This window comes from Pedobacter sp. UBA5917, assembly GCF_002432345.1.
Lineage (GTDB): Bacteria > Bacteroidota > Bacteroidia > Sphingobacteriales > Sphingobacteriaceae > Pedobacter.
On the sequence record NZ_DJDT01000049.1, the window covers coordinates 22813 to 36430 of the forward strand.

Consider the following 13618-nt stretch of genomic DNA (forward strand, 5'->3'; position numbering starts at 1 on the left):
ATGAAATCTGTTCGTAATGTTTTTGTTAGTTAGCATAGAAAGCAGCTTCGGCTTTTTTCTTCTTCTTTTCAATATAGGCCGAAACAAAAATACTCAGCTCGTAAAGCAGGAATAAAGGCGTGGCTACAATCAACATCGTCATAATATCCGGTGTTGGTGTTACAATAGCGGCAATAATCAGGATAATTACAGCTGCGTACCTTCTGCTCGATCTCATTAGTTTTGGGGTCATTAATCCCAATTTAGACAGGATGAAAATGATAACGGGAAGTTCGAATATAATTCCGGTACCCAAAGTTAAGGTAGCAACAGATGAAAGGTAAGAATCAACAGTAAAAGTGTTTTTAATTTCAGCACTTACTGTGTAACCAGTTAAAAAGTTAACAGATAACGGACACACCACGAAGTAGCCAAAAAAGATACCGATGATGAAAAGTACCGATGCAAAAAATACAAAACCACTGGCCGATTTGCGCTCGTTCTCGTGCAAAGCAGGTTTAATAAAACGCCAGATTTCCCATAATAAATAAGGAAAACCAACCACTATACCACACATTACACAAACATTTAACTGCAGGTTAAACTGACCCGCCATTTCGGTATTGATGATTTCGCCGTTGATTTTGGTAATACACATATCCTTACCCAGTGATGGAAAATGTTCTACCAGTTTACACATCATGCGATAGGTCCAGAAATCAGGCTTTTTAGGGCCGAAAATGATTTTATCAAGGATTTCTTCGTTGAAGTAAAAAGCGATACCGGTAAAAACGGCAATGGCGATTACGGCTCTGATTAAGTGTTTACGGAGAACATCCAGGTGATCGAAAAAAGACATTTCTGCCTCTAATGTGGTGCTCTTTTGCCCGATAGCTTTTGTAAGTGAAGTTTTTTTAGTGTCGCTCATGTTGAAAACAAAAATACCATTCTATTTGAATAGAATGGTATTTACGTGTTAAATATAGAAATAGTTTATATTATTGTGAGAAAAGACACTACTTATTCCTGAAGTCAACGATGAAATTATTTATAATGTCCTCTAAGGGAATGAATTTTGATGATTTGCTCATCCTCAAAAACTTGATAAATAATTCGATGTTCTGAATTTATTCTCCTCGACCACATTCCTGAAAAATCGTATTTAAGTTGTTCAGGTTTGCCGATCCCGCTGAATGGAGATTCTGAAATCGCTATGAGAAGCGAACTTATTTTCTTTTGAATAGCGATATTGCCAGTTTTTTTCCAATAACTTAGATCTTCTTTGGCTATCTCATCAAAAGCTATTTCCATAAATCCTCAATAGCTATCTTAGAGAATTTTCCTTCTTTAAAGTTTTGCTCTGATTTTTTTATTTTAGCAACAAATTCAGGATTGTAAGGCCTATCTTCTTTCTCAAAAGAAATCTTCATAGCTTTTAATACCTGCTTTATTGCGTTTAATTGAGCCTTGTTTTCCGGATGTACAATTAATGTTTCCATAATTCAAATTTACTGAAATAATTCTAAAGTTTTTAATAAAGAAAAATCCCATCTTGTTTTACCAAAATGGGATTTGAATTTTATAGTAATTTCTATTATTCTGAAAATTCGAACGTTTCCATAAATTTCGTGGTGAAATTTCCTGCCCTGAAGTTAGGATCTTTCATCAATTGTAAATGGAAAGGTATAGTAGTTTTAATACCTTCGATTACGAATTCGCTCAACGCACGCTCCATAGTACAGATGGCTTCTTCGCGGGTCTGCGCTACACAGATCAATTTAGCGATCATCGAATCGTAGTTAGAAGGAATTGAATATCCTGCATAAACATGCGTATCTACACGAACACCATGCCCACCCGGAGAGTGGAAATTAGTGATTCTGCCTGGAGAAGGGCGGAAGTTGTTTGCCGGATCTTCTGCATTGATACGGCATTCGATAGCGTGCATCTCTGGCGTATAGTTTTTACCTGAAATCGGTATTCCGGCAGCAACTTTAATCTGTTCTTTAATTAAATCGAAGTTGATCACCTCTTCGGTAACCGGGTGCTCTACCTGGATACGGGTGTTCATTTCCATAAAATAGAAGTTACGGTGTTTATCAACCAAAAACTCGATTGTACCTGCACCTTCATAGTTTACAGCCATTGCTCCTTTAATCGCCGCTTCGCCCATTCTCTGGCGGAGTTCATCCGTCATGAAAGGAGAAGGAGATTCTTCTACCAATTTCTGGTGACGGCGTTGTATAGAGCAATCGCGTTCTGATAAGTGACATGCTTTACCAAACTGATCTCCGATAATCTGGATTTCGATGTGGCGTGGATCTTCGATATATTTTTCTAAATATAAACCATCGTTACCAAATGCTGCGCCAGATTCCTGACGGGCACTGTCCCAGGCATTTTCAAAATCTTCATCTTTCCAAACCACACGCATACCACGGCCACCACCACCGGCAGTTGCTTTTAGTATAACCGGGTATCCCATTTCGTTGGCAATAGCAATACCTTCTTTAACGCTGGTAAGCAAACCTTCCGATCCCGGGATGGTTGGTACACCTGCAATTTTCATGGTTTCTTTTGCAGAGGCTTTATCGCCCATGCCATTAATCTGCTCTGGTGTAGCACCAATAAACTTGATGTTGTACTCGCGGCAGATGTTTGAAAACTTAGCATTTTCCGAAAGGAAACCATAACCAGGGTGTATGGCATCGGCGTTAGTTAATTCAGCGGCCGAAATAATATTTGGAATATTTAAATAAGAATCTTTACTAGGTGGGGGGCCAATACAAACAGCCTCATCAGCAAAACGTACGTGTAAACTTTCGCGATCTGCGGTAGAGTAAACAGCAACCGTTTTGATGCCCATTTCCTTACAGGTACGGATAATACGCAAAGCGATTTCACCCCTGTTGGCAATTAGTATTTTTTTAAACATAATTTTTTAATTGATGATTACACGGATTATGTGATTACACTGATTAAGTAGTGTAATGTAAGCCGGTGAATCAAATTTTAAATTAAATGCCATGGTTCGTGTTGCCACGAACCATTTATATTTTTTACTTGATGTACTGGAATCCAGCATCATTTAAAAAGAAGACCCTGAAATAAATTCAGGGTGACGTTAATATTTAAATAGGTTCCACTAAAAATAACGGTTGGTCGTATTCTACCGGCGATGCATTATCAACCAGGATTTTAACGATACGGCCAGAAACTTCACTTTCGATTTCGTTGAAAAGTTTCATCGCTTCAATAATACAAACTACTTTACCTGCGCTGATCTCGTCGCCAACGTTTACAAACATTGGTTTATCCGGACTAGCTGAGCGGTAGAAAGTACCGATCATCGGTGATTTGATGGTTAAGTATTTTGAAGTGTCTTCTGCAGCAGGCGCAACTGGTGTTGCTGCAACCGGGGCAGTAGGAGCTGTAGCAACTGGTGCAGCAGCCTGTACAAGCGGAGCCTGTGGTACGGTAGCGTGCACAACTGTTGGTGCTTGGTTTGTTTTGATCGTGATTTTGAAGTTTTCCTGCTCAATAGCAACTTCATTTACTCCAGAACGAGAAACAAATTTAATCAGTTCCTGTATTTGTTTGATATCCATTTTTTAGGCTAGTTATGTAAAAAATAGTGTTTATTGAATTAACTAAGTTATACTTTTTTTGTTTTAATTTTTTATCTGGACGATACCTTTACTTCGGACTCCAGACTAAAGACTTCAGACTATTTTGTGTCGTAGGCCCATTTAAGGTAAACCGATCCCCAGGTGAAACCGCCACCAAAGGCAGCTAAAACGATGTTATCACCTTTTTTCAATCTGCTTTCCCACTCCCATAAACATAATGGAATAGTTCCGTTGGTTGTATTTCCGTAACGTTCGATATTGATCATTACTTTATCAGTTGTTACGCCCATGCGGTTAGCAGTAGCATCGATAATGCGTTTGTTGGCCTGGTGAGGCACCAACCATGCAACATCATCAGCAGTTAAGCTGTTACGTTCCATAATTTCGGCAGCAACATCGGCCATATTGGTTACCGCAAATTTAAATACGGTTGGACCTTCCTGGTGCGCGAAATGCTCTCTTGCATCAACGGTTTCGTGTGTAGCAGGTTTAACAGAACCACCGGCTTTCATACCAAGAAAATCTCTTCCTGCACCGTCTGTTCTCAGGATAGAATCCTGGATACCGAAACCTTCTTCATTTGGTTCCAATAAAGCACAGCCACAGCCATCACCAAAAATGATGCAGGTAGTACGGTCTTCGTAATTGATAATCGACGACATTTTATCGCCACCAACTACCAAAACTTTTTTATGTCTTCCCGATTCGATGAAAGAAGCTCCTGTAGAAAGTCCGAAAATAAAGCCGGAACAAGCTGCCTGCAAATCGTAACCCCATGCATTTTTAGCACCTATTTTATCAGCTAAAACGTTTGCTGTAGCAGGGAAAGTAAAATCGGGAGTAGTGGTGCAAAAGATAATCAGTTCTATTTCACTTGCATCAATACCCCTCTTTTTAAGTAAACCATTAACGGCATGAACCGCCATATCGGAAGTACCTAAACCTTCTCCCTTTAAAATTCTACGTTCTTTTATTCCCGTTCTGCTGGTAATCCATTCATCCGAAGTGTCAACAATGGTTTCTAACTCTGCGTTTGTAAGCACATAGTCGGGAACGTAACCATTTACTGCCGTAATAGCAGCGTGAATTTTACTCATTTTAAGAATTTTAATAAATTATTTAAATGCCATTCTAATTTTTTCTACCAATCCGGTGGTAATCATTTCCCTTGATTGGAGAACCATATTTTTAACAGCTAGCGGACTAGAAATTCCATGTCCGATAACAACTGGAGCGTTAACGCCTAAAACCGGACTTCCACCGTACTGTTCGTAGTTGAAACGATCGAAGAACTCATCTTTAAGTCCTTTTTTGATGGTAAGCACATAAAACGATTCTGCTAATTTAAGCATCACGTTTCCGGTAAATCCATCGCAAACAATTACATCCGCTTTTTCATTAAATAAATCCCTTCCTTCAACATTACCAACAAAATTGAACAGGTTGGTATCTTTCATCAACGGGAAAGTGGCCATGCTGAGCATATTTCCTTTCTCATCTTCTTCACCAATGTTCATTAAAGCAACTTTAGGATCGTTGATCTGCAAAAGATTTTCTGCATATAAACTGCCCAAAACGCCAAATTGTAGTAAAATATCTGGTTTACAGTCGGCATTTGCACCTACATCTAACAGTAAGCCTGTACCGCCTTTAATTTTTGGAAGAATTGTGCATAAGCATGGGCGGATGATGCCCGGAATGGTTTTAACGCTAAAAACAGCGCCAACCAACATGGCTCCAGAATTACCTGCACTTGCAAAAGAGTCGAGTTTGCCTTCTTTTAAAAGGTTAAAACCAACTGCTATGCTCGAATTTGGTTTCTGAACGATTGCTTTGGTGGGATGTTCGCCCATACCAATTACTTCATCAGTATGAACGTATTCAAAATGATCTGGATTAAAACCTTCTTCTGCAAGTATGGGTTTAATCTGTTCGGTATCGCCAATAAGAACTAAATGCTCTCCGGCGTTAAGCGATTGATGAGCAGCTATTGCTCCCAAAACAATTGCTTTGGGAGCATAGTCTCCGCCCATTATGTCGAGGCCTATTTTCATAGAAAAAATCTGTTTGTGTTAAGTCAGGTGTAATCCTGAATTTTTCAGTGGACTAAGGTATGACTAAAGCCGCTGAAAACACAAACAATTTTTTAAGAAAATTACCCAATCTGAGTATTTTCGATAACCAGTTTACCGTTGTAGTATAAGTTACCATCAACGTTGTAAGCACGGTGAGGTACGTGGATAGCACCTGTTGCCGAGCATGTTGCTAAAGAAGGAGTAACAGCTTTATAGTGCGTTCTTCTTTTATTTTTTCTCTGTTTCGAGATCTTCCGTTTTGGATGTGCCATTGCTGTATAATCTAATTATTTTTTTAACTTATTAAGGGCTTCCCAACGTGGGTCGCTTGTTTGTTCATTTTCTTCGTCCTGCTTTTCGATAGATAACTGATTTAAGCGGTCAATCATTTCCTGATCGCAATCTTTACCTGCCTGCTCGCAGTTTTTGATATAGGGTACCGCTACGTTGATCATTTCGTATAAAGGCCCCGATATATCAATTTCGGAATCTTTTCGGCTTAATGAGATAATCTCCTCATCATCGCTTTCCAGTTCATCTTCAGCAAACTTTACAATCTGCCTTTCGTAAAGGTTTACCGGGTAAGCGAATTCTGATAAACATTTATCACAATCTAAATTTACGGTACCAATAACTTTAAATTTTAAGATCAACATGGTCTCTTGTTTCTCAAGCTCCAGGTCTACTTTCAAATTTCCACTTTTGATCAACGAATACTCGAATGCATTAAAAAAGCGGTCATCAAGCTCATAATCAAACTGATGAGTTCCCAATTTTAATCCGGTAAACGGTAATGAAAATTGTTTTAGTGGGTTCAAAGTACTGTAAAATTTTAGCCTGCAAATGTAGGGATAAAATAATTAGATTAAAAATGTTTTTTAAAAATTGTTGATGTTAACTCTTGATTTTTAGACCTTATAGGTTTTAAAACCTAAAAGGTCTATAGAAAGTTTAACTAGCGAGCACCATCTCCATGTTATTCCTGCTCCATTCGCTCCACGAGCCAACATAAAGTTTAGGAATGGGTAAACCGGCATAATCCATAGCCAAAAGGGTATGGCAGGCCGTAATGCCCGAACCGCAATGTACAATTACATTTTCGGGCTTTACATGAGCCAAAGCTTCTGCGTATTTTTCTTTTAATATTTCAGGAGCGAGGAAAGCACCGCCTGCATCTAAATTCTCGGTATAGGGAATATTGGCTGCACCCGGGATATGTCCGGCAATTAAATCAATAGGCTCCGTTAAACCCGCAAAGCGGTTGGCATCGCGTACATCGATAACAATATAGTCATCGGTTTTTGCCACTGTTTCAACTTCGCTGATATCAGACAGGGGTAAATCCCATGCTTTTACTTCGTAAGGATCAACTGATTTTGGAACCTCGATTTTGTCGGTAGTCGGGAAACCCGCTTTTACAGCCGCCTGGAAACCGCCGTCAATAACCTGTACTTTTTCATGCCCAATGGCTTTTAGCATCCACCAGAGTCTTGCTGCAGCGTTACCGCCGTTTTTATCATCATATACGATTACATGACTCTGTTTGGTAATCCCCAGCTTTTGTAACACGGCCGAAAACTGTTCGGCGGTAGGTAAAGGATGTCTTCCCCCAACTGCAAAATCTCCGATATTGGCCAAATCTTCATTTACATCGGCGAAAAGTGCACCCGCCAGATGTTGCCCATCATACCTGGTTTTTGAGCCGGCACTGGCATCAATAATCACAATTTCTTCATCCTGGTTTAGCCAGGTTAATTCTTCGGGTTTTATAATGGGTGATATTTTGTTTTCCATATTCTGATTCTGTTAAAGCTTTTGCAATATAAGGGATTTTGGAAATCAGGCCTAATGTGATTTTTGGGCCATTAAAGCCCATAATCCCAAAACCGGACCAATGGCCAATGCCATATAAAGATATTGAATGTTAAGCTGTTTTGATAAAAGGTTAACTGCCTGGATACTGATAATGGTGATGGCAAAACCAATGCAATTTACTAGTGTTAACGATGTTCCCCTTAAACTTTCGGGCGCGTTTTTTGCAATTAAAGAAGAAAATAATGGCGAATCTGCCGTGCCGGATAAACCCCAGCAAAATAAAAATGTAAGGAAGACGTAAGCTGAGCCGCTGAACAGAAAAATGGGAGAAAGCAGACAGCATAAGCCTGAAATAGCCAGTGCAATGGTTGCTATTCTTTTTGCACCAAATTTTTGCGATAATATACCACCAATCATACAGGATATTCCGCCTGATGCAATAACCAAAAACGAAAATAATGGGATATTTAAAGTCGAAAAAGGATGTTTGCTGTTAAAAAGCAATAACATGCCGGGTAAAAAAGCCCAGAAAGTATAAAGCTCCCACATATGGCCAAAATAGGCAAAAGCGGCCGACCGGAACCCTGGATTTTTAAAACCGTCAAAGCACGACCGGAGGTCGAATTTCTGCCCTGCTGTTCTGAACGGGCCGTTCGGTACCAAAAATAAAATGGCCAGCGCACCGGTTACCGATAAGGCCGATGTAGCAAAAATGACGTATTGCCAGGGAAAACTTCCGGTAAATGTTTTCAGTAGATGTGGAAAAGCAGTGCCTAATACCAAGGCCCCCACCAAAAAGCCCAGTGATTTACCGAGTCCATCTTTAAAGTAATCGGAGGCAATTTTCATCCCGACAGGATAAATTCCGGCGAGCATAAAACCCGTTAAAAAGCGAAATAGCAATAATAAGTGTACATCGGATAATGGAAGGCAGGCACCCAGATTAAATAATGCAGCTGCAATTCCACAGATAAAAAACACCTTTGAGGGTGAAAAGATATCAGAAATAGCAAAAAAGGCAAAAACTAAAGTGCCACTGATAAAACCAAACTGTACCATACTGGTAAGGTTGGCCAATAAGTTGGTTTCGGCAGGGAAGTTTTTAACAATATCGGGTAATATAGCGTTGCCCGCAAACCACAAAGAGGTGCAGAGAAATTGCGCAATAACAATTGTTGGGAGTATGTACTTGGTTTTTTTAGTATTCATTTGAATAAGTCCGAGGTCGGATGTCCGAAGTCAGAGGCCAAAGGTACATAACCTTTCTTATTCCTATATTCTTACTTTAGTCTTTCCGCTTTAGTCTTTGTGCTCTAAAAACCTTCCGCCTTTAAACCCTCAACCTTCCAGCCTTAAGAGGCATCATCCTTAATATCGAACTGTGTTTCCACAACTTTACCGCCTGTACGTAACTGGTTGCCCAGCATTTCTTCCTGTTCCCTGCGGTTTTTCACAATGTGGATGGCCGAAAATAGAGCTTCGGTAAATGAAGTTGAATCTGCCAGATCTTTACCTGCAATATCGTAACCCGTGCCATGATCGGGAGAGGTACGCACAAAGTTTAAGCCGGCAGTATAGTTTACGCCATTGTGGAAGGCCAGTGTTTTAAAAGGAATCAATCCCTGATCGTGGTACATGGCCAAAACCGCATCAAACTGTTTGTAACTGCCATTGCCGAAAAAGCCATCGGCGGGGTACGGACCAAAACATACAATGCCTTTATCATAAGCTTCCTGAATGGCAGGTGTAATAATTTCTGCTTCTTCGGTGCCCAATAAACCATTGTCGCTGGCATGTGGGTTTAAGCCCAGAACTGCAATTTTCGGTTTTTCGATCCAGAAATCTTTTTTCAGACTTTCGTTGATCAGCTTTAATTTATTTACAATTTTTTCCTTTGTAATCGAAGCTGGAACATCTTTTACAGGTATATGGCCGGTAACCACACCTACTCTTAAGTTTTCACTGATGAGGAACATCAGTACATCTTTACTTCCACTTTTTTCCTGCAGGTATTCGGTATGCCCGGGAAAAGCAAAAGTATCCGATTGAATGTTGTGTTTGTTGATCGGAGCCGTAACCAAAGCATCAATATCACCATTTACAAGGTCGGCAGTTGCCCGCTCTAAAGATAAAAGCGCATATTTTCCGCCGGTTGGAGTAATCTGGCCCAATTCGATTTTTACATCTTCTTCCCAGCAATTGATCATGTTGGCACGCTTTACCTGCGCCTGGTTGGCATGATTGATTACATTAAAACTGAAATCGCCAAGATTATTTGCCTTTCTGTGAAAAGATGAAACCTTGGTATGGCCATAAACAATTGGGGTGCAATAATTTAAAATAGCAGGATTGGATAATGTTTTAATAATTACCTCTAAACCTATACCGTTTACGTCGCCTATACTGATGCCAATTTTAAGTTTATTGCTCATAATTACTGGAAAATTTTAGCGCAAATTACTGATTTTCGTTTAAACCCTTTAAAAAAAATGAAACCGCAAAGTACGCAAAGTGATTCGCAAAGAAATAATAAGCCTATCTTTGCCTACTTAGCGCCGAATCTTAGTGCCCTTTGCGGTTAAAATATTCGACAAATTATTGAGGTATGAGTTTAGTAAAAGCAAAAAAACATTTAGGTCAGCATTTTTTAACCGATAAAGGCATTGCCAACCGCATTGTTGAGGCCCTGGTTAGTACCGATAAATACCATCAGGTTTTAGAGGTTGGTCCGGGGATGGGCATCTTATCTGATTTTTTGTTGCAACGGAAAGACCTGGAAACTTATCTGATCGATATTGATACCGAATCTTACCACTTTTTAAATGAGAAATATCCACAGCTTGGCGACCGGCTGATCAATGGTGATTTTTTGAAACTCGATTTTGATGCAATTTTCCCTGGTCCCTTTGCCATTATCGGTAATTTCCCCTATAATATTTCTTCACAGATTTTGTTTAAGATCCTCGATAACCGCAATAAAGTGGTAGAGATGGTTGGGATGTTCCAAAAGGAAGTTGCCCAGCGTTGTGCTGCACCTGCAGGCAGTAAAGAATATGGTATTTTAAGTGTGTTTCTTCAGGCTTATTATAAAATCGAATACCTGATTACCGTTAAACCCGGAACATTTAATCCGCCTCCAAAAGTGCATTCGGCAGTGATCCGCTTAACCCGTAACGAGGTGGAGACTTTGGACTGTGATGAAAAATTATTCTGGCGTGTGGTTAAAGCGGGTTTCAACCAACGCAGAAAAACCTTGCGTAATGCGGTTTCGGCGGTAATGCCAAAAGATAAAATGGATGATCATATTTATTTTGAAAAGCGGGCCGAGCAGTTAACCGTTGCCGATTTTGTGGCCTTAACGCAGCATGTGAGCAAGTTGATGGCCGTATAGTTAACATTCCTTTTGCTTAAAAAACTATTTTTATAAATATGAAAAGCATGTTTCGGCTCATTTCGGCTGCAGCAGTCCCGCTTTTCATTACAAGTCCGCACTCGTACCTCGCTTACGGGCTTTCCATTTCAATCGGGTTTATGTATTTCCGATATTGCATTAAATCAAAGTGTTCTATTACACCAGTATGAACATTGTCAGAAATACAATTTTAAATCTGTGCAACCCTAAAATCTATGTAATTCTGCGCCCGCTTTTTCTTGCAAAATCATGATTATTTTCATCTAATTTCTCCTTTCCTTTGCGCTGTAATTTTAAGGGGAACTTATGTTAAATTATCGCGAAATATTTGAAGAACAGGGAATTGATTACCTGACTTACCGTGCATTGGTTGATCAACTTCTATTGGAAGGAAAAACCACTGGTCCGGATAATTCTGAAGCCATGCTGCATTATAGTAAAATGAATATTCAACGGATGAACAGGGTTGATAAGACAGCCAGTTTAAACGAAGAACTAGCTACTGTTGTCGAAAACTTAAAGGCCAATTACAAATTTTTGGTGATTACCGAAGGCTGGTGTGGCGATGCTGCGCAGATTATCCCTGTATTTAATAAAATTGCAACGGCATCGTTGGGTAAAATAGAGATGAAGTTTGTTTTACGTGATAAAAATCTTCCGTTAATCGACGCACATTTAACCAATGGCGGCAGGGCAATTCCTGTTCTGATTGTATTGAACGAAACTGCCGATGAGATTTTGGCTACCTGGGCACCACGACCACAAGTATTGCAGGCACTTTTAAAAGAATGGAAAAAGGAAATTCCCGATTCGATGCTGGTGGCAGAAAAGCTTCACGGTTGGTATGCCAAAGATAAAACGCAAAGTACACAGGCCGAGTTAACAGTGCTTTTGAAGGGGTTAGGGAGTTAATATTATTATTTCTACAGCGGTCGTCACCCTGATCCGATACTATCGGATTTATTTCAGGGGCTATTTGCAGAAAAGATGCTGAACCAAGTTCAGCATGACGATTCGCAGGAGAAATACCCCTATGTTTAATCAACAGAAACGGTCAATCCTTCTTGCTGTAAAATTTTGCGGTAAACTTCCATTTCGGTAAAAGAACCTTCCAAAACCGGGCATTTACCTTCGTTATGCACTTTCCATGCAATTTTTTCGGCCTGCGATTCGTTATAATCCAGGTATTTCATCATGCAGTAAATCACATGATCAAAAGTATTGATATCATCATTCCACAAAATAAGGCGATGTACGGTTTTTAAGGAAGTTAAAATTTCTTCGAGCGTAAAGGTCTCTTCTTTGGTTTCTGTAGACATGGTGCAAAAATAACTATTTTTATGTAAGATATAATAGTTTTAATGTAAGATGGAATAGGTAAAATGGATGAAGGGCAATAGGATAAGACCGTACAACATCTTACATCATACATTTTGCATATTCTTTCATCTCTTTTAATACATTTGTTAACCAAATTATAAAAAACACGAGCATGCACCAGTCTAAAATTGCGGGAATAGGTTACTACGTTCCTAAAAATGTATATACCAATGATGATTTAAGCCGTTTTATGGATACCAATGATGCCTGGATCCAGGAGCGTACAGGTATCAAAGAACGCCGTTTTGCCGATCGTAACGAGGAAACTACCACTACAATGGGCATTGAAGCCGCCAAAATTGCGATTGAAAGGGCTGGAATTACCGTTAAAGATGTCGATTTTATCGTTTTTGCTACCTTAAGTCCTGATTATTATTTCCCTGGTTGTGGTGTGCTGTTGCAACGCGAAATGGGCATGGGCGAAATCGGCGCATTGGATATCCGTAACCAATGTTCGGGATTTGTATATGCACTTTCTGTGGCCGATCAGTTTGTAAAAACGGGCATGTATAAAAATGTGCTGGTGGTGGGGAGCGAGAAACACTCTTTTGCAATGGATTTTGAAACCCGTAGCCGCAATGTATCGGTAATTTTTGGTGATGGTGCAGGCGCTGTAGTATTGCAGCCGACAGATGAACCCGGAAAAGGGATTTTAAGTACTCATTTACATAGTGATGGTGCTGATGCCGAAATTTTGGCCATGTATTACCCCGGTTCGCATGCCAATAAATGGCTCAAAGATAAACCCGCTTATCCGGAGCAGGAATTGGGCGGATTGTTTATGACAAACGAAATTTTAGAAAGTGGTGCAGCACTACCTTATATGGATGGACCAGCGGTTTTTAAAAAAGCTGTGGTTAAATTCCCCGAAGTAATTAAGGAAGCTTTGGCCGCAAATAACCTAGCCGAAAAAGATATTGATATGTTAGTGCCCCATCAGGCAAATTTACGCATCAGTCAGTACGTACAACAATTGCTGGGCTTAAACGACGATCAGGTTTTTAATAATATCCAAAAATATGGAAATACCACGGCTGCTTCCGTTCCGATTGCTTTATGCGAAGCATGGGAAGCCGGCAAAATTAAAGATGGCGATTTGGTTTGCCTTGCTGCATTTGGATCGGGTTTTACCTGGGCCAGTGCATTGATTAGGTGGTAGGTCTTTAGTTTTTAGTCTTTAGTCTTTAGTCTTTAGTCTTTAGTCTTTAGTCTTTAGTCTTGTTAAAATAGCCCGGCAAGTTAGTATAAAAACTTATTTCATCAATACCGTCATTTCGAGCGAAGTGCAACGAAGCCGAGAAATCTGTCTCGAGATAGATCTCTCCACT

16 protein-coding genes are annotated in these 13618 nt (G+C 39.8%); 3 read left to right on the plus strand and 13 right to left on the minus strand.

The genetic code is table 11. The features are described 5' to 3' along the window. Positions 1–25: 25 nt before the first annotated feature. The 12 genes from tatC to pdxA form a co-directional block, all read right to left on the minus strand. Positions 26–907, minus strand: coding sequence for a twin-arginine translocase subunit TatC (gene tatC, locus B2V92_RS03215; protein WP_293304774.1), 882 nt, complete (start codon positions 905–907; stop codon positions 26–28). Positions 908–1023: 116 nt separating this feature from the next. After that, complete coding sequence (locus B2V92_RS03220) at positions 1024–1290, minus strand: Txe/YoeB family addiction module toxin (RefSeq protein ID WP_293304775.1); 267 nt, start codon at positions 1288–1290, stop codon at positions 1024–1026. Further along, complete coding sequence (locus tag B2V92_RS03225) at positions 1281–1478, minus strand: DUF2683 family protein (protein WP_293304777.1); 198 nt, start codon at positions 1476–1478, stop codon at positions 1281–1283. The genes B2V92_RS03220 and B2V92_RS03225 overlap by 10 nt, the downstream gene beginning before the upstream one ends. 95 nt (positions 1479–1573) lie before the next feature. Next, on the minus strand, positions 1574–2914 hold the full coding sequence (accC, locus tag B2V92_RS03230; RefSeq protein WP_293304779.1) for an acetyl-CoA carboxylase biotin carboxylase subunit: 1341 nt from the start codon (positions 2912–2914) through the stop codon (positions 1574–1576). A gap of 196 nt (positions 2915–3110) precedes the next feature. Further along, positions 3111–3587, minus strand: coding sequence for an acetyl-CoA carboxylase biotin carboxyl carrier protein (gene accB, locus B2V92_RS03235; protein WP_293304781.1), 477 nt, complete (start codon positions 3585–3587; stop codon positions 3111–3113). A 119-nt stretch (positions 3588–3706) separates the two neighbouring features. Beyond that, entirely contained in the window at positions 3707–4705 is a 999-nt protein-coding gene (locus tag B2V92_RS03240; protein WP_293304783.1) for a beta-ketoacyl-ACP synthase III, read from the minus strand. Between the two features lie 18 nt (positions 4706–4723). Beyond that, positions 4724–5662: a phosphate acyltransferase PlsX gene (gene plsX / locus B2V92_RS03245; RefSeq protein ID WP_113947628.1), complete on the minus strand. Its 939-nt coding sequence runs from the start codon at positions 5660–5662 to the stop codon at positions 4724–4726. Positions 5663–5763: 101 nt separating this feature from the next. Then, on the minus strand, positions 5764–5955 hold the full coding sequence (gene rpmF / locus B2V92_RS03250) for a 50S ribosomal protein L32 (RefSeq protein ID WP_025143959.1): 192 nt from the start codon (positions 5953–5955) through the stop codon (positions 5764–5766). 15 nt (positions 5956–5970) lie between these two features. Next, positions 5971–6456 (minus strand): DUF177 domain-containing protein, encoded by a 486-nt coding sequence (locus B2V92_RS03255; RefSeq protein WP_349681417.1) that lies wholly within the window; start codon positions 6454–6456, stop codon positions 5971–5973. 178 nt (positions 6457–6634) lie between these two features. Beyond that, on the minus strand, positions 6635–7477 hold the full coding sequence (locus B2V92_RS03260; protein WP_293304809.1) for a sulfurtransferase: 843 nt from the start codon (positions 7475–7477) through the stop codon (positions 6635–6637). A 51-nt stretch (positions 7478–7528) separates the two neighbouring features. Continuing rightward, complete coding sequence (locus tag B2V92_RS03265) at positions 7529–8707, minus strand: MFS transporter (RefSeq protein WP_293304811.1); 1179 nt, start codon at positions 8705–8707, stop codon at positions 7529–7531. A 143-nt stretch (positions 8708–8850) separates the two neighbouring features. After that, positions 8851–9930 (minus strand): 4-hydroxythreonine-4-phosphate dehydrogenase PdxA, encoded by a 1080-nt coding sequence (gene pdxA / locus B2V92_RS03270; protein ID WP_293304813.1) that lies wholly within the window; start codon positions 9928–9930, stop codon positions 8851–8853. A gap of 173 nt (positions 9931–10103) precedes the next feature. Here pdxA and rsmA point away from each other — a divergent pair, with 173 nt between their 5' ends. Then, positions 10104–10889, plus strand: coding sequence for a 16S rRNA (adenine(1518)-N(6)/adenine(1519)-N(6))-dimethyltransferase RsmA (gene rsmA / locus B2V92_RS03275; RefSeq protein WP_293304815.1), 786 nt, complete (start codon positions 10104–10106; stop codon positions 10887–10889). A gap of 327 nt (positions 10890–11216) precedes the next feature. Beyond that, positions 11217–11822, plus strand: a complete 606-nt coding sequence (locus B2V92_RS03280) for a thioredoxin family protein (RefSeq protein WP_293304817.1) — start codon at positions 11217–11219, stop codon at positions 11820–11822. 125 nt (positions 11823–11947) lie between these two features. On the opposite strand, the gene B2V92_RS03285 is transcribed toward B2V92_RS03280, so the two are convergent. Then, entirely contained in the window at positions 11948–12229 is a 282-nt protein-coding gene (locus B2V92_RS03285) for an ATP-dependent Clp protease adaptor ClpS (RefSeq protein WP_025143968.1), read from the minus strand. Between the two features lie 173 nt (positions 12230–12402). Between B2V92_RS03285 and B2V92_RS03290 the strand changes: the two genes are divergently transcribed. Further along, entirely contained in the window at positions 12403–13449 is a 1047-nt protein-coding gene (locus B2V92_RS03290) for a 3-oxoacyl-ACP synthase III family protein (RefSeq protein ID WP_293304818.1), read from the plus strand. The last annotated feature ends 169 nt before the right edge of the window (positions 13450–13618 follow it).

Coding starts and splice junctions, on each gene's coding strand:
- tatC (WP_293304774.1), bottom strand. CDS start 907: ATGAGCGACACTAAAAAAACTTCACTTACAAAAGCTATCGGGCAAAAG.
- B2V92_RS03220 (WP_293304775.1), bottom strand. CDS start 1,290: ATGGAAATAGCTTTTGATGAGATAGCCAAAGAAGATCTAAGTTATTGG.
- B2V92_RS03225 (WP_293304777.1), bottom strand. CDS start 1,478: ATGGAAACATTAATTGTACATCCGGAAAACAAGGCTCAATTAAACGCA.
- accC (WP_293304779.1), bottom strand. CDS start 2,914: ATGTTTAAAAAAATACTAATTGCCAACAGGGGTGAAATCGCTTTGCGT.
- accB (WP_293304781.1), bottom strand. CDS start 3,587: ATGGATATCAAACAAATACAGGAACTGATTAAATTTGTTTCTCGTTCT.
- B2V92_RS03240 (WP_293304783.1), bottom strand. CDS start 4,705: ATGAGTAAAATTCACGCTGCTATTACGGCAGTAAATGGTTACGTTCCC.
- plsX (WP_113947628.1), bottom strand. CDS start 5,662: ATGAAAATAGGCCTCGACATAATGGGCGGAGACTATGCTCCCAAAGCA.
- rpmF (WP_025143959.1), bottom strand. CDS start 5,955: ATGGCACATCCAAAACGGAAGATCTCGAAACAGAGAAAAAATAAAAGA.
- B2V92_RS03260 (WP_293304809.1), bottom strand. CDS start 7,477: ATGGAAAACAAAATATCACCCATTATAAAACCCGAAGAATTAACCTGG.
- B2V92_RS03265 (WP_293304811.1), bottom strand. CDS start 8,707: ATGAATACTAAAAAAACCAAGTACATACTCCCAACAATTGTTATTGCG.
- pdxA (WP_293304813.1), bottom strand. CDS start 9,930: ATGAGCAATAAACTTAAAATTGGCATCAGTATAGGCGACGTAAACGGT.
- rsmA (WP_293304815.1), top strand. CDS start 10,104: ATGAGTTTAGTAAAAGCAAAAAAACATTTAGGTCAGCATTTTTTAACC.
- B2V92_RS03280 (WP_293304817.1), top strand. CDS start 11,217: ATGTTAAATTATCGCGAAATATTTGAAGAACAGGGAATTGATTACCTG.
- B2V92_RS03285 (WP_025143968.1), bottom strand. CDS start 12,229: ATGTCTACAGAAACCAAAGAAGAGACCTTTACGCTCGAAGAAATTTTA.
- B2V92_RS03290 (WP_293304818.1), top strand. CDS start 12,403: ATGCACCAGTCTAAAATTGCGGGAATAGGTTACTACGTTCCTAAAAAT.